The sequence below is a fragment of the Megalodesulfovibrio paquesii genome (assembly GCF_054653055.1).
Map to the genome: position 1 here is coordinate 24,897 of NZ_BAAIGQ010000004.1, position 20,784 is coordinate 45,680.

Sequence of the window (20,784 nt, forward strand, 5' to 3'; positions counted from 1 at the left end):
TTTTTTCTGTAAACTCAAAGAGTTTAGAAAAATCGCCACTCGCTACGAAAAACTCAAAGTCTCCTTTCAGGCCATGGTCACCATCGCTTCATGTCTTATTTGGCTGCGATGATATGGAAACAGGCCCTAGTCGCACTGGGAATATGCCCCGATAATATTACAATTCACGCATATGAAAAATAACATTTGGACATATGAGTTACCAGTAAACCCCCTTGGATCAAGGCAATAGTCAGAAACGCTTAGCAGAAAGTGCATTATGCAATTGCACTTGCAGCACCGCATGCCATTTGTTGGATGGTAAACTAAAAAAGGCTCACCGAAAATTTGATGCCTGGGATAATGGATTTCTGCGCCATAGCTGACGCCATAATCTTCAAGGTCGTCATCAGTAATAATATCCTCGTTGTAATTAATTATCATTTGTTGCGCCGTGAGAGTAAGTGGCATAAAGTCCATACCTGCTTGCGGGAAAAAGTCAGGATAATTACTGTATGGAAAATCAGAGGCTTGAAAGCCAGCTGCATATTTCAAGACTCGAACTCCGTCCGGTAGCAGCTTGTAATAAAAATCATACTGGGCGACGTTGCATCGCCAGCAGCTTAAAATATGTACCGATTTTATATTTTTTGAAACTATCCCCAGCAATGGGTCAAATGATTGGATTGAAAAAAATCTATACAGTGGTTTTCGGCAGTTAGGGCAAATCGCCCCATCGATACTGTGCGCGCCACAAAAGACATTGTGCCCCGGAAAGTCCCCGACTAAAATTAAGTATCCCTCGGATCTTAAGGGGTTTAAGCTCATTTCTATCTCCCGATATTAAAAAAATCATAAAGCAACTCTGTTGTGCCGGCAGGATCGGCGCGCATGGCCGCTCCTATTGAGCTGTTTTCAAAGGCATATTGTGCGATCTCAATTGCCTTTAGGAAGTCGCTAATCTCTTTGATGCTCGAATTTTTTATCAGTTCTAAGAGTTCACGCGCATCATTCGCAGTCATTTCGCAAGGGCGAATCCCTTTACGCTGAAGCCACTCCCTGAAAAGATCGCCAACAGCATCATTATATTTTCTGTGCAGCTCATTGAACCCTCTATGTATTGATGCGTCAGCAGGTATTGGTCCTGTTGTAGCATCCTTCAGAACCTTTTTAGCCTCACTACTCATATCTTTCATTAAGCTTTGAGGGAAAAAGTGGTGTCCCTTTGCAAGCCCAGATGGATCGACATAGGAAGCGGGGTTAGAGAAGCAATACACATATAACGCCGAATCCCCACTCCAAAACCCAATCGGATCCTTACTCGTCCACCTCCCCACCTCGGGATCATAATCCCGATACCCAAAGCGCACCAGTCCCGTCTCGCTATCCTGCAGTCCGCCAGCAAAACCGAACGGCACTTTCAGTTCGGGATTGCTGTCGCTGATCACCCTCCCGAACGAGTCATACAGGACGTTCTTGACGACATTCCCACTCGCATCAGTCACGGCCCGGAGGCTGCCGACCTGGTCGTAAGCCAAGTAGAACAACTCGCCGGCCTGCTCCATGGCCAGGGGCATGCGGCCCTCGGCGTACAGGAAGCGCTGCAATACATTGTCGTTGTTGTCAAAGATCGCCAGGAGTCGCGTGCGGCCGAGCCAGAGGTACTTTTCGGTCACCTCGCCGTTGACGAGGCGGGCGGCGGGGCGGCCGAGGACGTCGTGGCGATATTCTACGACAGTCCCGTTGCCCAGGTCCACCGTTTTCGTCTCGCCGCGGGAGGAGTATGTGTATTCGACGGTGGCGTTGGCCGTGATCTTCTTGGTCAGGAAGCCGTCGGCATTGTATTCATATTGCGTGTCGCCGGCACGCAGCAGGCGGTCTTCTGCATCATACGCGAAGGTGCGGTTGCCGATGTCGAACCACAGACTGTACTGTGTCAGGCGCTCGCCCTGCTTGCCGTAGGTGTAGGCCTCCAGCAGCGTGCCGTTGCCGTCCACCACGCGCGTCAGCCGGCCCATGCTGTCGTATTCGTAGTCGTAGATCTGCGTGGCTGCGGAAATGGTCTCGGTCTTGCGCGTGATGTGGCCGATGGTGTTGCGTTCCAGGCGGACTTCGCCGACTGGCGCTCCGGCCACGGCCAGGGCCTCGGTCTCCACCTCGCCGTAGCCGTTGAAGCTGCGCGAAAGGATAGCCGTGCCATCGGAGACGGCCAGGGGCAGGCCGTTCTGGGCGTCGCGGGCAATGGCGAAGTCGCCAACCTTGGTGGTCAACTCGTCGAGATCATAGGTAAAGGCGATGGTCTCGCCGGCATAGGTCAAGCCGGCCAGCTCGCCGGTGTCGTCGTACTGGAAGCCGATCGTGGCATCCAGCTCGCCGGACTGTGACAGCGAGGTCATGAGCGAGCCGTCGTAGAGAGCAACGAACGATGTTGCTAGCGGTGGCTAGTGCCAAATCCAAACCCCGCATGGTACAAAGGGCGCATGCCAAGGCATTCGAGAAGAAAAATAAATTGATGCATGAATACATTTTTCCTGTATATCAAGTAAACCGAAATCATTAAACGACAATGACAAGTTGGTTTCAATCTGCTGAGCTTCTTGCTCACCCCAGGGATGGCCATAAAATGCACTGCTTATTGTGCGGATATCAGCAGAGTCATACCCGGCAAAATTCCACTTTGGGTTGTTTGTCACATCCATATTTAGTGGATGGATTCCAAATGTACTGCTTAAGAAATTGGCATAACTGAGTGGGATATCATAAGCCACCAATGTGCTTTTGGTAGAAGTAACTACAGCGAACAAGTCCGTATCACTATAATTAAACAAGCCAAAGCCGTTTTCTGGAATTTTTACAATTTGTTTACTGTCACTATATGGCCAAGCCTGTTCGTCTATTGTGACAGGAAGCATCTGGTATCTCTTCATGTATTGGTAATAGAATGAACTGCCAAGGCAATACTCCTCATTTGGAAATGACCGCAATGATCTAAGATCAAAACCAATTAAGCATCGCTCATAACCCAGTACTGTATGGATGCTCTCATAGGGTAACATATTATTTGCGTCCAACAAAACCAGCGAAAGAGGAACACGGAGACATATTTGTCGGTTGGTAACTAAACGTCCCTTTGTCCATTTTTCCCCCTAAATAGCGCCATCGACATTCACAAGTGGCAGGAATCTGTTGCATTTCATATACATGCCAATGCGGGTCATGGCCGTTATGAGGCCCATATTCCTTAACCCAACAACGTGTACCCTTTGGCGGATCACACGGCGGGCATTCTTTGGGACATGAGTCTACCAAGTCACTGAGGGCAGCTACCGCGACCATGACAGCCGCCACCGCATCCATCGGCCCGGGCACTGGCGTGTCCATCATCGCCACTGCTGCTGCGATTGGCCCAACGACGGCCATTGCACTTTGGCCATTGGCATCAACGTAGCGCACTGGGTTTGCAGAACAATACGCATAGATATTGGCGTCGTCGCTATCAAACCCAATCGGATCCTTACTCGTCCACCGCCCCGTCTCCGGATCATAATCCCGGTACCCGAACCGCACCAGACCCGTATCGCTATCCTGCAGCCCTCCTGCGAAGCCAAAGGGCACCTTCAGTTCAGGATTGCTGTCGCTGATCACCCGCCCGAACGAGTCATACAGGACGTTCTTGACGACATTCCCACTCGCATCAGTCACGGCCCGGAGGCTGCCGACCTGATCGTAGGCCAAGTAGAACGTCTCGCCGGCCTGCTCCATGGCCAGGGGCATGCGGCCATCGGCGTACAGGAAGCGCTGCAATACATTGTCGTTGTTGTCAAAGATCGCCAGGAGCCGCGTGCGGCCGAGCCAGAGGTACTTTTCGGTCACCTCGCCGTTGACCAGGCGGGCGGCGGGGCGGCCGAGGACGTCGTGGCGATATTCTACGACAGTCCCGTTGCCCAGGTCCACCGTTTTCGTCTCGCCGCGGGAGGAGTATGTGTATGCAACGGTGGCGTTGGTAGTAATCTTCTTAGTCAGGAAGCCGTCGGCATTGTATTCATACTGCGTGTCGCCGGAACGGAGCAGGCGGTCTTCTGCATCATACTCGAAAGTGCGGTTGCCGATGTCGAACCACACGCTTTATCAGATTTAACAATTTAATATTTGAACATATTTTTTAGATAAGAAAAAAAAGTCTCAGTTTGATCGTCAGCCGTAACAGTGCAGTTGGAGTCAAAAAATATGAGAATACGGCCAGAATAACCTTCCTCCATGTATAAATTTAGATTTTTCTCGCACCGATTGTTCCCTTGGTCGAAGAATAACTTTAATGAAGACTCTCCTGATGGTCGAATCTTTGACGTTTGGGTTTGACCTGCCTCAATCCGCGGAACTACCAATTTTCCATTAGAATACTCAATCTGTAGATTATAAATGGCTGAACAATTGGAAAAATTTGTCAACTCAATGCAGATGACTGGCACTGTCGAATAGAAGACATATAAGATGGCAAAAAACGCTACTGCCACCATAAATAATTTGTATCCCTTAGCACCATTTGCAATTCTATGATGGAAATACATGCGCATAGTAGTCCCAACGCAAGTGTTGCTATTCAGCGTGAGAACATCAAGGGACTATTTTCACCTTTCTTAATTGCGTCAAGGCATTTTGTTTTACAATCATCTGGACACGTTCCCGATTCTGCGAGCTCTCGGCCAACTGCATTGTTATGCTCATCCATTTTTCGGTCGTTATCGGTCGAGATATTCCATTTTTCATGATTATCCCCAACTTTTTTGGAAACCTCTTCTCCCATCTCTTGAGCCATCCTGCAACTCCAATAACAATGGCGAAATGCATCTTGTGCTCCGCCGAGAGCACCATCGAGCCCTGTTTCTCTCGAGACAGATATGGCTTCTTCAGAAAGATCCGCGCCTCTTTTTGCATTTGCAGTACCCACTTCAGCAGCCGCCTCAAGCCCTTCACGAATCGTTTTGAAAAACAAGCCATTGGAATCTATTAAATTTATTGGATCGTTTTGTGAGTAGACAAATATGTCGGTTTCAAAAATAGAAAACCCAATCGGATCTTTACTCGTCCACCTCCCCACCTCCGGATCATAGTCCCGATATCCAAAGCGCACCAGTCCCGTATCGCTATCCTGCAGTCCGCCGGCAAAGCCAAAGGGCACCTTCAGTCCAGGATTGCTGTCGCTGATCACCCGCCCGAACGAGTCATACAGGACAGACTTTTGCACCACGCCATTTTCATCAGTCACGGCCCGCAGGCTGCCGACCTGATCGTAGGCGAAGTAGAAGAGTTCGCCACTCTGCTCCATGGCCACAGGCATCCGACCATCCGCATACATGAAGCGCTGCTTAACTGTATCATCGGCGTTGTAGACGGCCAGGAGCCGCGTGCGGCCGAGCCAGAGGTACTTTTCGGTCACCTCGCCGTTGACGAGGCGGGCGGCGGGGCGGCCGAGGACGTCGTGACGATATTCTACGACAGTCCCGTTGCCCAGGTCCACCGTTTTCGTTTCGCCGCGGGAGGAGTATGTGTATGCAACGGTGGCGTTGGCCGTGATCTTCTTTGTCAAGAAGCCGTCGGCATTGTATTCATACTGCGTGTCGCCGGCACGCAGCAGGCGGTCTTCTGCATCATACTCGAAAGTGCGGTTGCCGATGTCGAACCACAGACTGTACTGCGTCAGGCGCTCGCCCTGCTTGCCGTAGGTGTAGGCCTCCAGCAGCGTGCCGTTGCCATCCACCACGCGCGTCAGCCGGCCCATGCTGTCGTATTCGTAGTCGTAAACCTGTGTGGCTGCGTCAATGGTCTCGGTCTTGCGCGTGATGTGGCCGATGGTGTTGCGTTCCAGGCGGACTTCGCCGACCTGCGCCCCGGCCACGGCCAGGGTCTCGGTCTCCACCTCGCCGTAGCCGTTGAAGCTGCGGGAGAGGGTGGCCGTGCCATCGGAGACGGCCAGGGGCAGGCCGTTCTGGGCGTCTCGGGCAATGGCGAAGTCGCCAACCTTGGTGGTCAACTCGTCGAGATCATAGGTAAAGGCGATGGTCTCGCCGGCATAGGTCAAGCCGGCCAGCTCGCCGGTGTCGTCGTACTGGAAGCCGATCGTGGCATCCAGCTCGCCGGACTGTGACAGCGAGGTCATGAGCGAGCCGTCGTAGGCAAAAGTCAGCGACTCGTCACCCATGACCATGCTGGTGACCTTGGAGCCGCAGGCATAGTCATAGATGATCTGGCCTTCGGGCGTAGTCACGGACCGCAACAGGCCGTCCACATAGTGATTGTCGATGCTTCTGCCGCCGGGGAAGATGGTCTTCACCAACCGGCGGTCCTTGTCATAGAGATATTGATACGAGCCCGAGAGCGGCGTTTCGTATTCGGTGTTCAGGTCCACCTTGTTGTAGTCAAAGGCATGGTCCACGTCCGTGGGCACGGTGAGCACGCGCATGTTGCCGTTCTGGTCGTACACAAAGCGGACGGTGGTGGCGTCCGGCCGCTCAATGGCCGTGACCCGGCCCGCGGCGTCGTGACTGTAGGCCACGGTGCGGTTGTCCGACCCGGTGACCGTGGCAAGGTTGCCCTGGGCATCGTAGGTGTACGCGGTTGTCCGGTTGCCGGTGGCCTGGCGGGTCAGCCGGCCTTTGTCGTCGTGCTCGAAGGTGGTGTCCAACAGCCCCGGCGTGCTACTGCAGCATACACACTGATGTCAATTTTGCTACAGATTTAAATGGAACGATAAATAAATCCAAATATGATAATAGCTGAAGACAATGCTATTAAAAAATAGCCAATGAAAGATTTGCTCCTGGAAAAATGGAGCAAGAACAAAGGCAAGGATAGGGCTACCAAGAGATCAACGATCCACTCGAAAATGGAAACTTTATTATAGAGGAAAATTAAGCGCGCCAGTCCGCCAACAGCACTTAATGCGGCGAGAGCCTGTAAAATAAATGTATAGTACATACTTAGTTGCTCGGGGCTGCCAAAGCATCTGCATATCGTTCGGAGCAGTCGTTATCACAACTATTCAAAAAATCCTCATCTGCGTTAGCTCGGCATTCTAACGTACATTGCAGAAACGCAGCAGGCACAAAAACGGAATCAACTTGCCACTTACTATGGCACCCACGATTCTTGATCCAACATAAGCTCCACCACGAACAATACGCTCGGATGACGAGGTGGCGGAATCTCTCCACCCTCTGCTTTTCGAGTATAGTTGATCCATATATGCAGAAGTTGTATCTAAATCGTCCCCAAATTGTTTCACACAATTGTCTAAGTAGTCGAGATACTTATCGTATGCATCGTTGCATGTTAACCCAACAGTCAAGCCGCTCGGATCGATAAAGCGTATGAGGTTCAGTCTTGCATAGCAGGAGACCTCTGCACAACACCACCCGAACGACTCTTCGCCGAGGAAATGGCCCTCTTGGCCTCTGATTTTGGTCTAATCTGTCATCGCTTTCATCATTTTTCCCTCATTTTCATCATTCCTTCCAAATTTTGGACGCACCAGCCCCTCAAGTGCCCATCAACCGCACGGCTTTCTTCAAATTGAAGGCCATCCCCACCAGATACAGCTCGGCGCAGACCTTTTTCAGGCCCAGATAGCGCGCCCGGGCCAGGCCGTAGCCGCGTTTCCAGGTCCCGAACACCCGCTCCACGCCGCAGCGCACGCTGCTGATGAGCCGGTTGCGCAATCGTTCATAGGCCGTGAGCGGCGCGTGGCGGGTGGCCTTGTCCATGGTGGCGTCCTTGAGGCCGCGGGCCAGCAGCGCGTCGCGGTTGGCGCCGCTGGAATACCCCTTGTCGCCATAGACATAGGTCCCTGGAATAACATGGATTTCATCGAGCAGCGTTTCGAACTCGCGCATGTCTGACCGGTTGGCCGAGGTGGCGTGGCCGCCGAGGAAGAAGCCGTCGCGAGCATCGGTGGCGGCGTGGATTTTGTAGCCGTAATGACAGCGACGCTCCTTCTTGAGCCAGGCCGCGTCGGCATCGTCTGAAAAGCTGACCTTGACCGAACAGTCTGATTTCGCAGGGGATGCAGGTTGCTGTTCGGCCTCCTCCGCGCGATCCTCGGGCAGGATGTCGATGATTTTGCGCGGGCGGCGGGCAGATTCGACCACCGAGGCGTCGACCACCGTCCCCTCGCGGACGAGCAGGCCCTTGGCTTCGAGCTGCTCGTTGAGGCGATCCAGAAGCTTATCGAGAATATTCAACTTGATCAGGCCATTGCGAAATCTGCAGATGGTGGTTTCGTCGGGGACGTCACCCTCGAAGGACAGACCAACGAAGCGGATGAAGGAGAGGCGGTCGTAGAGGGCCTGCTCGGTGGCCGGGTCGCTGAGATTGTACCACCGTTGCAGGAGCAGAATCTTGAACATGGCCAGGGCCGGGTAGGCGGGGTTGCCCACGGCGTCGGCCTTGCGGGTAAGTTTCTTGTTCAAAAACGAACGGATAGGCCGCCAGTCGATGAGTGCGTCAATGTCGTCCAGGAAGGTGCGCTTGGTCTTGCGCCGGGCCATGAAGTAATCGCCAAGCAACGGGGCCTTGGGGCTGCGCTCTGCCATGTTTTCCTCCTTGGGGTGAAGGAAGAATAGCAGATATCATGATGGATTTAAAGAGAAAATATGCGGTGGCCGTGCAGAGGTCTCAGCAGAATAACCCGAGCGATCCCCCCTCAAACCCAATTGGATCCTTACTTGTCCACCTCCCCACCTCCGGATCATAGTCCCGGTACCCAAAGCGCACCAGTCCCGTATCGCTATCCTGCAGTCCGCCAGCAAACCCGAATGGTACTTTCAACTCAGGATTGCTGTCGCTGAGCACCCTCCCGAATGCGTCATACAGGACGTTCTTGATGACATGCCCGCTCGCATCAGTCACGGCCCGGAGGCTGCCGACCTGATCGTAGGCGAAGTAGAACAGCTCGCCGGCCTGCTCCATGGCCAGGGGCAAGCGGCCATCGGCGTACAGAAAGCGCTGCAATACATTGCCGTTGTTGTCAAAGATCGCCAAGAGTCGCGTGCGGCCGAGCAGTCCTGCGTACTAAAGCTTGAAGATGCGTCTTATGAACTTGTCAATTCCTGAAACTATATGCGCTACATACAATACTTGATATAAAAATATTGTTGCGGCAGCCATCCATAGTGAATCTGGGTCGACTAACACTCCATACACAAAAAAAAGGAAAGCCAATAATAAAAATATCAAAGCAGCCTTTATCTTTAGCACCCTCGCTACCTCACCAAATCTGCAAATGAAATACATTTCTTCTTGATTTCGCAGTCCGATCCATAAACGCACGCTCCTATCCCTATTGAAGGCTTAATACCAACTCCAAGGCTCGACCCACCTTTTGTCGCGGTGACACTTCCTCCGTATCCATCCCCAAAAGCAGCTTCAGCGCCTATTGTCATCGCATCTTGTCTTGAAGAGCCCGAACTGCTTGTACCCGAAATCCCTCCACCCACACTTACGCCAGCACCCATATACCACCCATACCCCCGGTTTCGGATGCAAACCGTGTAAGATATGCATATCACACCGGACGGAATATTAAATTCAACTCCTCCTGAGGCGCTGGCACCCTCTTCTCCAACCATCAGGGATGCTTCCACTGACCCTCCTCCCGATACGTCAAATGGAAACTTTCCAGTACTATCGATGAATCTGACCGGGTTGCCCCAGGCATATTTGTAGGTGGGTGCCAAGCGAAGCATAAGCCCCATTGGATCCTTACTGGTCCACCGCCCCGTCTCCGGATCATAATCCCGATACCCAAAGCGCACCAGTCCCGTCTCGCTATCCTGCAGTCCGCCGGCAAAGCCAAAGGGCACCTTCAGTTCAGGATTGCTGTCGCTGATCACCCGCCCGAACGAGTCATACAGGACGTTCTTGATGACATGCCCGCTTGCATCAGTCACGGCCCGGAGGCTGCCGACCTGATCGTAGGCGAAATAGTACGTCTCGCCGGCCTGCTCCATGGCCAGGGGCATGCGGCCATCAGCGTACAGGAAGCGCTGCAACACGGTGTTGTTGTTGTCAAAGATCGCCAGGAGTCGCGTGCGGCCGAGCCAGAGGTACTTTTCGGTCACCTCGCCGTTGACCAGGCGGGAGGGCGATAGAGGCCACCCGCATAAACCTCAAGGGAGCATCCTGGCTATGGCCACCACCATCGCTTCATGTTTTATTTGGTTGCGATGATTTGGAAACATGCTTTAGTGTATAATTATATAAAGAAATACTTTACAAGTTTTTATACAGAAAATTTATTATCTGACATTTCTTAGAGTTAAAGTCGATAGCCAGAATTTCTGAGTGCTTTACCGTTACGAGAGAATCGACGCGCCCATAGTCGTCCACGATTTGGACTGTGACCCATTCAGAATTGAATTCTTTAACAAAGCCAATTATAGAATCATTGTCGTCTGTGGTCCAGAACACCCCGATTGCATTGTTAGCAACTAATGCTTGGAGAATCTCTCCGACCAAGTTGTCATTAGACTTAATGGTGGGGATTTCTACGTGGCACCGAAATTCCAGATGGTGTTTGCTCAAGAATTCAATCTTGGATTCATATACTCCTTGCATATCAACTCTAAAAAGGTCATTTGTTCTTCGAATTTCATATCCATCGTCAGATCCATCTGGAGCATAAGACTTCAAAATGTACCAATACTCGTCAACATAGTGCACATAGCCGACAGAGCAAGAGGACTGATCCGCTGGGTTGATATGTGTGGCAACCATCGTTCCATCTTTTTTCGCTTTTGCTAATACATCAATAATTGACATATGCTTTCTCCTATTAAACGCCGTTTTCTTGATCACAGTTACCTGCGGTTCATTTGCGGTAAGGCATTCTTTTGTCTTTCTTTTCGCCGCCTTGGTCCTTCCCCCTCCTCTTGTCACCTCGCTCATGCTTTTCTTTACTGCTTGGCCGCTTGTTGTTTGAATGTCCTCCTTTAGGTTCAGTCCCGTCCTTATTCGCCATTTCCACATATTGCTTTGCGCACTCAGGGCAAGTAGAAATCTCTTCAGGCAAGGTTGCATCACCAGCCTCGTCTGGGGTGGCGAGGACAATGAGAATCGCCAGCCCAGCGATTACAGGATTTCCGCACGCACCTGCCGAAATTCCAAGTCTTGCTGCCGCTGCTGCAATCTCCGCAGCCATCTTACCCAACGCGACTCCCGCCGGTGCCGGAGCTGCTGCAGCAGTTTGCCCTAGAGGATCATTCAAATTAACTGGATCAGCAAAGCAGTATCGGAAGATGTTGGCGTCGTCGCTATCAAACCCAATAGGGTCCTTACTCGTCCACCTCCCTACCTCAGGACCATAATCCCGATACCCAAAGCGCACCAGTCCCGAATCATTATCCTGCAATCCGCCAGCAAAACCGAACGGCACTTTCAGTTCGGGATTGCTGTCGCTGATCACCCGCCCGAACGAGTCATACAACACAGACTTCTGCACCACGCCATGTGAATCACTCACGGCCCGGAGGCTGCCGACCTGATCGTAGGCGAAGTAGAACAGCTCGCCGGCCTGCTCCATGGCCAGGGGCATCCGGCCATCCGCATACTGGAAGCGCTGCAACACGGTGTTGTTGTTGTCAAAGATCGCCAGCAGGTAGATGAATAGTATTCAAAAAAGCTCGGAGCATTGTTGGTTGTCGCCCTTGAAGCGACAGCAACATGCCAAACCATGTGTTACTTGCGAAAATATTTACATAGCAAACCTGAAATTACTGACAGTATCAATGAATAAAGGAATGCAATTAGCACTCCTATAGGTAAGAGTGGATGGCCTTGCTCGAATAGAATATCGTGGCCAGCCAGTCCCGCAGGGATGATAACGATCGAAAGCAAGACCCCCATCCAAAAGCGGTGAACCACAAGATGCAGTATAAGCGAAGCAATAAAAATAGCAAATATTGGAATTAAGTAATACATATTAGTTGGTTATTGAGCTTTAACATTATTGACCGCATTCTCAACCCATGTTGCCGCCGCCGCGAGTACGCGTATCCCCAAAAAAGTTTCCGCCCACAAGGTCCACGACATTCGCTCCAGCATTCGCAGCGGATTTGCATGCATTCCGACGCCACCCATGCTCCTTTCCGCAAACATCTTCATTCATGCAACGCCTGAATTCATTATTGCATTCCTGAAGAGTTGGAGAGCATGAAGAAAAATCTTCGAAACATTCGTCATGGTCCTGACAGCATTCGCTAAAGTCAAACCCAAAAGGGTTGTCAATGAGTAGCTTATCAGCACCCCCTGCTCCACACCATCCCCACCTATCCTCGTAAGATCCAACTCCAAAACTATCTGTTAATAAAATCGGATTCTGAAAAATATACGTATAAAGAGAAAGTTCTCCCCCCTCAAACCCAATCGGATCCTTACTCGTCCACCGCCCCACCTCGGGACCATGGTCCCGATACCCAAAGGCACCAATCCAGTAGCTCTATCTTGTGGCCCACTGGCATCGCCAAGCAGCTAATTAGGTTGAATAGAGACCTCTGCACGGCCACCGCATATTTTCTCTTTAAATCCATCATGATATCTGCTATTCTTCCTTCACCCCAAGGAGGAAAACATGGCAGAGCGCAGCCCCAAGGCCCCGTTGCTTGGCGATTACTTCATGGCCCGGCGCAAGACCAAGCGCACCTTCCTGGACGACATTGACGCCCTCATCGACTGGCGGCCTATCCGTTCGTTTTTGAACAAGAAACTTACCCGCAAGGCCGACGCCGTGGGCAACCCCGCCTACCCGGCCCTGGCCATGTTCAAGATTCTGCTCCTGCAACGGTGGTACAATCTCAGCGACCCGGCCACCGAGCAGGCCCTCTACGACCGCCTCTCCTTCATCCGCTTCGTTGGTCTGTCCTTCGAGGGTGACGTCCCCGACGAAACCACCATCTGCCGATTTCGCAACGGCCTGATCAAGTTGAATATTCTCGATAAGCTTCTGGATCGCCTCAACGAGCAGCTCGAAGCCAAGGGCCTGCTCGTGCGTGAGGGGACCGTGGTCGACGCCTCGGTGGTCGAATCTGCCCGCCGCCCGCGCAAAATCATCGACATCCTGCCCGAGGATCGCGCGGAGGAGGCCGAACAGCAACCTGCATCCCCTGCGAAATCAGACTGTTCGGTCAAGGTCAGCTTTTCAGACGATGCCGACGCGGCCTGGCTCAAGAAGGGGCGTCGCTGTCATTACGGCTACAAAATCCACGCCGCCACCGATGCTCGCGACGGCTTCTTCCTCGGCGGCCACGCCACCTCGGCCAACCGGTCAGACATGCGCGAGTTCGAAACGCTGCTCGATGAAATCCATGTTATTCCAGGGACCTATGTCTATGGCGACAAGGGGTATTCCAGCGGCGCCAACCGCGACGCGCTGCTGGCCCGCGGCCTCAAGGACGCCACCATGGACAAGGCCACCCGCCACGCGCCGCTCACGGCCTATGAACGATTGCGCAACCGGCTCATCAGCAGCGTGCGCTGCGGCGTGGAGCGGGTGTTCGGGACCTGGAAACGCGGCTACGGCCTGGCCCGGGCGCGCTATCTGGGCCTGAAAAAGGTCTGCGCCGAGCTGTATCTGGTGGGGATGGCCTTCAATTTGAAGAAAGCCGTGCGGTTGATGGGCACTTGAGGGGCTGGTGCGTCCAAAATTTGGAAGGAATGATGAAAATGAGGGAAAAATGATGAAAGCGATGACAGATTAGACCAAAATCAGAGGCCAAGAGGGCCATTTCCTCGGCGAAGAGTCGTTCGGGTGGTGTTGTGCAGAGGTCTCGAATAGCTCAAGACCCTTTTCTTTCCTTTTTTGATTTCTGTATGATCAAAAATATACCGCGGTGTATGCAAAACAATACGGGAAATAAAACCAATATGTACAATATAAAAAGTCTACCTGAATCAAGGCTAATAATTAAGATGCTTGCCCAAAAAATTGATATTGGTACTGTGCAAATTGCTATAACATAAGCATTTGAACTAATGACAACTGCTATTGCAGAAATCACCAACAAAATAAGCAAAAATGAAATATGACTAGGTGCAACGGGAAGCGCTTTGCTATTATGAAAAAGAGAGCTCAGCATCATTACTAAAGTAACAATCGCGGCAGCTTTCACAACAGCCGTAGCCAGGGATATTCGCAACGGTCGTAACACATAGCCTCCAAAGTTAATGCCAAAGGTGGCTTAGTGGTAAACGTAGAGACAATAAACAATACAAGAGCCATAATATGCCTGATGGATGCTCATCTCTGCATCGTAACTCAGGTCAACAATTTTTTTAGATATAACATGCTCAAACTCGTCAATATATCGATAGGGTTTGTTTCTTGGGACGTCACTCATTAGTTTATCCAGATAATCATGCGCTTCATTCGCCCTCTTCGAGGCAGCAGCACATGCTTCAGTAAATTTATCGTGACAACTTGTTGTGCACTCTTGCAAACTATTTCCACCTGGGATCAATGAGTGGCCTTGCTTGCGCGCTCTCCCGCTTTCGTCTATAAATTCAACAGGGTTGGAGCCAACATAGTCATATAAAACTACACTGTTCCCTTTAAACCCAATCGGATCCTTACTCGTCCACCGCCCCGTCTCCGGATCATAATCCCGGTACCCGAACCGCACCAGACCCGTCTCGCTATCCTGCAGTCCGCCAGCAAAGCCGAACGGCACTTTCAACTCAGGATTGCTGTCGCTGATCACCCGCCCGAACGAGTCATACAGGACGTTCTTGACGACATTGCCGCTTGCATCAGTCACGGCCCTGAGGCTGCCGACCTGGTCGTAGGCGAAGTAGTACGTCTCTCCGGCCTGCTCCATGGCCATGGGCATGCGGCCATCGGCGTACAGGAAGCGCTGCAACAGTGCGTCATGCTTGTCAAAGATCGCCAGGAGCCGCGTGCGGCCGAGCCAGAGGTACTTTTCGGTCACCTCGCCGTTGACCAGGCGGGGGGACGAAAGAGGCCACCTGCATAAACTTCAAGGCAACATCCTGGCGATGGCCCACCTCGCTTCATGTCTCATCTGACTGCGATGATTCTAATAAGGACTCCAGTCGAGATTGATTATTTATTTTTTGGCCGCATAGCGCGCAAAGATTATTCTTTTTCAAGGATACTCGCTGTTTTTGTCTGCAAACATCGCAAATGATAATTCCACAAAATTTGCAAAGGCCAAAGTGGAAAAATAAATGCGTACGACCGCAGATTTTACATTTAATCTCAGTGGTTGTCATGTTAATAACTGCATTGGTCCATTGCACAACTAAGCATGCATCCATATGAAGCGCCAGATAAAAACGATAAATATGAAGCTGACGCTGCAATTACTCCATCCGCAAGCAATCCCGCAGCAGCTGCAATCGCTGGAGAGCTTGCCGCAAGTAGACCATCGCCATAATAGAGCGTAACAACAACATCTCTATAACGTATGGTTGTGGACCTACCTGCTATTCCTGAAAGAACATTCCCAGCAAGGTTTGACATCGTAAAAACATCAACAATCCCCAGTATATCAAAATACTTTATGCAATTCGTGAAACACTGTGTCCAACTTTGGGTGCAAGGACAGCTAGAAATAAGTCCAGAGGGGTCGACAAGCGCAATTGGATTTGACCCAGCATAGTAATATAATGAAGATTCTCCCCCCTCAAACCCAATGGGATCCTTACTCGTCCACCGTCCCACTTCCGGATCATAGTCCCGGTACCCAAAGCGCACCAGTCCCGTCTCGCTATCCTGCAGTCCTCCAGCAAAGCCAAAGGGCACCTTCAGTTCAGGATTGTTGTCGCTGATCACTCTTCCGAATGAGTCATACAACACAGACTTCTGCACCACGCCATTTGTATCACTCACGGCCCGGAGGCTGCCGACCTGGTCGTAGGCCAAGTAGAACAGCTCGCCGGCCTGCTCCATGGCCAGTGGCATGCGACCATCGGCGTACAGGAAGCGCTGCCCAAGCCCTCTACAACTCAATCTTCAAAAGCTCATTCGTTGAACATTAATACTTCGATAGCAATTATTATTAGCTTCGCAATATAATAGACAATAAAAACCAAGCCGACCACTGCGTTTATTAAAAAAATAACTTCAACAACCTTCTTCAAAACAGCATTGCCAAAGTAACCAACCAACAGACAAGTTGCAGGAATAAGGATCCCTTGTCGCACAAAAAACCGCATGAACATAACACCAAGGGGTTTATACTTTGCCTGAAATAACTTTCCTTTTGCCTTCCAATTGCACATATGCCATCCTGCTATTATTTAATTGTTGCGCCATATTGGAATGCAAACCTTGTCATCCTTGCAGCATGAAGAATACACCGCAAAGCCGTAACCCACCCCTCGAGTGCCTTTCACGATCCCAACGCTCCCCTCAGAGCCTTCCCCCCAGCTTACTGATCCCCCGCCACCATATTTCGCTCCTGCGCTTACCCCAATGCCACTGGAAGTTGAGGGGTTATCACCAGATACAGGAGAAGAATTTCCTGCAGAGAATGGTATAATATCTAAACCTGCCCCTCCGTAAAGCCCTAACCCTGTGAGGTCACAATTACTGATCTGAAAACATAAATACATAGTTCCAGTTTCAAAATCATATGCTATTGAGCCGCCTATGTAGTAATTTTTTCCTGTAACTCCACCCACAAGGGTTGCACTCGCACCCCCACCAACTTCGACACTAAACAACCCTGATGGATCTTGCCTGTTTGTTGGGCGTTGCCCACAATATCGATATGATAAAACGAAAGATTCGTCAGGAAATGGATCTTTCGCCGTCCACCTCCCCACCTCGGGGTCATAGTCCCGGTACCCGAAGCGCACCAACCCAGTATCCCGATCCTGCAGTCCGCCAGCAAAGCCGAACGGCACTTTCAGAGTCGGATTGCTGTCGCTGATCACTCTTCCAAACGAGTCATACAGGACGTTCTTGACGACATTCCCGCTCGCATCAGTCACGGCCCGGAGGCTGCCGACCTGGTCGTAAGCCAAGTAGAACAACTCGCCGGCCTGCTCCATGGCCAGGGGCATGCGGCCATCGGCGTACAGGAAGCGCTGCAACACATTGTCGTTGTTGTCAAAGATCGCCAGGAGTCGCGTGCGGCCGAGCCAGAGGTACTTTTCGGTCACCTCGCCGTTGACAGACTTGCTCGCCGGCCGGCCCAGGACGTCATGCGTGTAGGTTACCACGGTGCCGTTGCCCAAGTCCACTTCCTTGGTCTCGCCGCGGGAGGAGTATGTGTATGCAACGGTGGCGTTGGCCGTGATCTTCCTGGTCAGGAAGCCGTCGGCATTGTATTCATATTGCGTGTCGCCGGCACGCAGCAGGCGGTCTTCTGCATCATACTCGAAAGTGCGGTTGCCGATGTCGAACCACAGACTGTACTGTGTCAGGCGCTCGCCCTGCTTGCCGTAGGTGTAGGCCTCCAGCAGCGTGCCGTTGCCGTCCACCACGCGCGTCAGCCGGCCCATGCTGTCGTATTCGTAGTCGTAGATCTGCGTGGCTGCGGAAATGGTCTCGGTCTTGCGCGTGATGTGGCCGATGGTGTTGCGTTCCAGGCGGATTTCGCCGACAGGCGCCCCGGCCACGGCCAGGGTCTCGGTCTCCACCTCGCCATAGCCGTTGAAGCTGCGCGAGAGGGTGGCCGTGCCATCGGAGACGGCCAGGGGCAGGCCGTTCTGGGCGTCCCGGGCAATGGCGAAGTCGCCGACCTTGGTGGTCAAGTCATCAAGATCATAGGTAAAGGCGATGGTCTCGCCGGCATAGGTCAAGCCGGTCAGCTCGCCGGTGTCGTCGTACTGGAAGCCGATCGTGACATCCAGCTCGCCGGACTGTGACAGCGAAGTCATGAGCGAGCCGTCATAGGCAAAAGTCAGCGATTCGTCACCCATGACCATGCTAGTGACCTTGGAGCCGCAGGCATAGTCATAGATGATCTGGCCTTCGGGCGTGGTCACGGACCGCAACAGGCCGTCCACGTAGTGATTTTCGATGCTTCGGCCGCCGGGGAAGATGGTCTTCACCAACCGGCGGTCCTTGTCATAGAGATACTGGTACGAGCCCGAGAGCGGCGTTTCGTATTCGGTGTTCAGGTCCACCTTGTTGTAGTCAAAGGCATGGTCCACGTCCGTGGGCACGGTGAGCACGCGCATGTTGCCGTTCTGGTCGTACACAAAGCGGACGGTGGTGGCGTCCGGCCGCTCGATGGCCGTGACCCGGCCCGCGGCGTCGTGACTGTAGGCCACGGTGCGGTTGTCCGACCCGGTGACCGTGGCCAGGTTGCCCTGGGCATCGTACGTGTACGCGGTGGTCCGGTTGCCGGTGGCCTGGCGGGTCAACCGGCCCTTGTCGTCGTGCTCGAAGGTGGTGTCCAACAGGCCGGCCGTGCTACTGCGGGTGGGCAGTAAGGTGGCGGGATTATAGAACTGCTGTGTGATACGGCCCATGGGCGAGGTCACCGAGGTCAGGCCCTGGGCAAAGTCGTCCTCCAGCAGGGTCTCCTTGTCGTTCTCGTACACCCGCTTCCGCATGATGTCGGCGATGCCATTGCCATCCATGTCGTCATAGTCAATGGACAAGGTGGTGGTGGTCGACTTGCCGGGCGCCAGGGTGCGGCGGACCTCCCGGGGGATCATGTGCCCGAAACGAGGATCAAGGCCCATGGTGGCGTTGATGGTCGTGCCGCAAGCCAGCTGCTTGTCGATGCGTATACCATTGGGATCGCGGAAATACTGCGTCACGTCGCCCGAGGGGCTGGTGATGGTGGAATAGAAACCGGTGGCGTTATTGATGTCATGATAGACGGTGGTGTCGCCTTCCGCCGTGAGGTTGATGGAGACGCTGGCGTTGTCGCTGGAATCGAAGTCCTTGGCAAAGGACCAGCGACCGCCCAGTTCGTCTTCCACGGTACTTACGTAGCCGGCGACGTCGTAGAGGTAAGAGAACCGATTGCCTTCTGGCTTGACGGTGGCGAGCATGCGGCCCCAGTCGTCATACTCAAAGCGAGTGACGGCGCCATCGGGAGCGGTGACGGCCACGAGGCGGTCATTGTCGTCCAGAGTCAAGGCCGTGCGCAGTCCGTCGGGCGAGACGAAGGCCGTGGCGCGGCCGTTGGCATCGCGTTCAAGACTTGTCGTGCGGTTGAAGCTATCCGTGACGGCGCTCAGGCGGCCCTGGTCGTCATAGGTGAATGACTCCAGGGTGCGCATGGGAAACAGACTGATGGTGCGCACGTGCTGGTCATCGGGGTTGAAGACATACCCAAGCCCTTCGTGGGGAAGCACTTTATCTGTGGGGCTGAGGGGGTAGGGGAAGAGGGGAATGGCTTCGAATTTGTACAGCCACCCATTGTCAGTATAGTACAACTGTCCATCTGGCGAGGCCAGCAGCCGATCCGCATTGTTGATGACAGGCGCATCAGGGAATTCACCCGTGATAGTTGAAATATAGCCGTCTGGATCAAGCCTGCGGGCTGGGCCATACGCGCTATTGATCAGCAGGTTTCCGTTGGCATCGAAGGCGATGTCACTGACGTAAATCTCGGCATCCAACGCCGGCACACGGGCCGACGCCGGCAAATTACCCACCCGGATGTTGCCACCGCCGGCCACGGTGACGATGTTGCCGCCGGCATCGAGCTTGCGGATGCGCTCGGTGCCGTACCACTGCTGCGCATCAACAAAATACAAGTCACCATCAGGTCCGATCAAAATGTTTCGCGGGTAAAGAGACTGCGTTGACGCATGGCCGTCGCTGGTTTCAGTGCCACCGCCGGCCATGATGCGCGGGCTGCCCTCGACGTCAATCATGCGGATGAGACGATCCCTGGAGTCGGAGAAGAAGATGTTCCCATGCGTGTCTGATGTGACGCTGCGGAATTGGTCCTCTCCAGAGGGCATGCCGTTTGAATATCGCGCCAAGTCGATGGAGTAAATATGGTGCACGGTTTTGTCGCGCGCATCAATGCGGTACAGGCTGTTGTCCTCTGCATTGGCAATCGTGAACAGTACGTATCCTTGCGGGTTGACATGCAGATTGCTGAGCCCAGAAGTGCATATGTTCGCCGCAGGTGTGCCGTCAGGAATGGGGTAGACGGGCGAGCCGCCATTGCAGTCTGGCGCCTGCCCGGCAACGGCTGCAAGGGTACCGTTGCGAGCCATGCTGAGAATAGATCGATGGTTATAATACTCATCGCTTTGGTAATAGTATCCGTCACTGAAGTAGAAGGTGCCATCTGGACCTATGGTAAGATCACTGAAGGAGAGGGACACATCCTGCCCGTTTGCGCCTTCCACATCTTCGGGATGTTTTGTTCCATTGCCGGCGATAACTCGTGCCTGCCTGATGGGCACCAGCACATCCATGCCATTGCCCTGACGGATGGCCTTGGCGCCGTCCGGTGTTGTTGCCACACCCTGTACTGCCGAAAGCGTCCAGCCGTGGGCAATGTCGAAGGCCGTCTTGGGCATTGGTGGCAGGTCGGAAAGCCAAATGGTTTCATACCGCTTCACAGGGCGGCGGCGCCGGGATCGAACGTCAGAAGGCTCGGATAATATCTTGGCAAAAAGGGCTTCGCGAGTTTCCTCATTGAGGTACTCCAGCCGTTCTGCCCTGGTATATCGCCCGAGATAATAGAATGTTGTTGTAACGCTTATGCTTCTCTCCCTGGCGATTTTGCCTTGCGCATCAAGCCCATCCCAATCAAAGTCGATAAACTGATTTGAGACCTCTGCACGGCCACCGCATATTTTCTCTTCAAA

The 20,784-nt window shown here is 52.9% G+C and carries 16 protein-coding genes; 1 reads left to right on the top strand and 15 read right to left on the bottom strand.

Features of this window, described 5'->3' with window-relative positions; genetic code table 11:
• Nucleotides 1-126 precede the first annotated feature (126 nt).
• The 11 genes from ACYQ00_RS02835 to ACYQ00_RS02885 form a co-directional block, all read right to left on the bottom strand.
• Nucleotides 127-807: a hypothetical protein gene (locus tag ACYQ00_RS02835; protein ID WP_460030674.1), complete on the bottom strand. Its 681-nt coding sequence runs from the start codon at nt 805-807 to the stop codon at nt 127-129.
• A gap of 2 nt (nt 808-809) precedes the next feature.
• Nucleotides 810-2,375, bottom strand: coding sequence for an RHS repeat domain-containing protein (locus tag ACYQ00_RS02840; RefSeq protein ID WP_460030675.1), 1,566 nt, complete (start codon nt 2,373-2,375; stop codon nt 810-812).
• 45 nt (nt 2,376-2,420) lie between these two features.
• Complete coding sequence (locus ACYQ00_RS02845; RefSeq protein WP_460030676.1) at nt 2,421-2,891, bottom strand: hypothetical protein; 471 nt, start codon at nt 2,889-2,891, stop codon at nt 2,421-2,423.
• A gap of 145 nt (nt 2,892-3,036) precedes the next feature.
• A complete protein-coding gene (locus tag ACYQ00_RS02850) occupies nt 3,037-4,101 on the bottom strand; it encodes an RHS repeat domain-containing protein (RefSeq protein ID WP_460030677.1) in 1,065 nt (354 codons plus the stop codon).
• Nucleotides 4,102-4,579: 478 nt separating this feature from the next.
• The gene (locus ACYQ00_RS02855; protein WP_460030678.1) at nt 4,580-6,661 is read right to left on the bottom strand and encodes an RHS repeat domain-containing protein; all 2,082 of its coding nucleotides are present in this window, start codon (nt 6,659-6,661) and stop codon (nt 4,580-4,582) included.
• A gap of 853 nt (nt 6,662-7,514) precedes the next feature.
• A complete protein-coding gene (locus tag ACYQ00_RS02860) occupies nt 7,515-8,567 on the bottom strand; it encodes an IS5 family transposase (RefSeq protein WP_460030679.1) in 1,053 nt (350 codons plus the stop codon).
• An 82-nt stretch (nt 8,568-8,649) separates the two neighbouring features.
• Nucleotides 8,650-9,015 carry an RHS repeat domain-containing protein gene (locus tag ACYQ00_RS02865; RefSeq protein ID WP_487247449.1) on the bottom strand — a complete coding sequence of 122 codons (366 nt, stop codon included), beginning with the start codon at nt 9,013-9,015 and terminating at the stop codon, nt 8,650-8,652.
• Nucleotides 9,016-9,236: 221 nt separating this feature from the next.
• A complete protein-coding gene (locus ACYQ00_RS02870) occupies nt 9,237-10,094 on the bottom strand; it encodes an RHS repeat domain-containing protein (RefSeq protein ID WP_460030680.1) in 858 nt (285 codons plus the stop codon).
• A gap of 151 nt (nt 10,095-10,245) precedes the next feature.
• Nucleotides 10,246-10,794 carry a hypothetical protein gene (locus tag ACYQ00_RS02875; protein ID WP_460030681.1) on the bottom strand — a complete coding sequence of 183 codons (549 nt, stop codon included), beginning with the start codon at nt 10,792-10,794 and terminating at the stop codon, nt 10,246-10,248.
• A gap of 49 nt (nt 10,795-10,843) precedes the next feature.
• Nucleotides 10,844-11,644: an RHS repeat domain-containing protein gene (locus ACYQ00_RS02880; RefSeq protein WP_487247451.1), complete on the bottom strand. Its 801-nt coding sequence runs from the start codon at nt 11,642-11,644 to the stop codon at nt 10,844-10,846.
• Between the two features lie 348 nt (nt 11,645-11,992).
• Nucleotides 11,993-12,460: an RHS repeat-associated core domain-containing protein gene (locus tag ACYQ00_RS02885; RefSeq protein WP_460031313.1), complete on the bottom strand. Its 468-nt coding sequence runs from the start codon at nt 12,458-12,460 to the stop codon at nt 11,993-11,995.
• Between the two features lie 141 nt (nt 12,461-12,601).
• Here ACYQ00_RS02885 and ACYQ00_RS02890 point away from each other — a divergent pair, with 141 nt between their 5' ends.
• Nucleotides 12,602-13,654, top strand: coding sequence for an IS5 family transposase (locus ACYQ00_RS02890; RefSeq protein WP_460030289.1), 1,053 nt, complete (start codon nt 12,602-12,604; stop codon nt 13,652-13,654).
• A 553-nt stretch (nt 13,655-14,207) separates the two neighbouring features.
• Here the strand turns inward: ACYQ00_RS02890 and ACYQ00_RS02895 are convergent.
• From ACYQ00_RS02895 to ACYQ00_RS02910, 4 genes are all read right to left on the bottom strand, one after another.
• Nucleotides 14,208-14,954, bottom strand: coding sequence for an RHS repeat domain-containing protein (locus ACYQ00_RS02895; RefSeq protein WP_460030683.1), 747 nt, complete (start codon nt 14,952-14,954; stop codon nt 14,208-14,210).
• 305 nt (nt 14,955-15,259) lie between these two features.
• Complete coding sequence (locus ACYQ00_RS02900) at nt 15,260-15,997, bottom strand: RHS repeat domain-containing protein (protein WP_487247450.1); 738 nt, start codon at nt 15,995-15,997, stop codon at nt 15,260-15,262.
• Between the two features lie 11 nt (nt 15,998-16,008).
• Nucleotides 16,009-16,269 (bottom strand): hypothetical protein, encoded by a 261-nt coding sequence (locus ACYQ00_RS02905; protein ID WP_460030685.1) that lies wholly within the window; start codon nt 16,267-16,269, stop codon nt 16,009-16,011.
• A gap of 18 nt (nt 16,270-16,287) precedes the next feature.
• Complete coding sequence (locus ACYQ00_RS02910) at nt 16,288-20,535, bottom strand: RHS repeat-associated core domain-containing protein (RefSeq protein ID WP_460030686.1); 4,248 nt, start codon at nt 20,533-20,535, stop codon at nt 16,288-16,290.
• Nucleotides 20,536-20,784 lie beyond the last annotated feature (249 nt).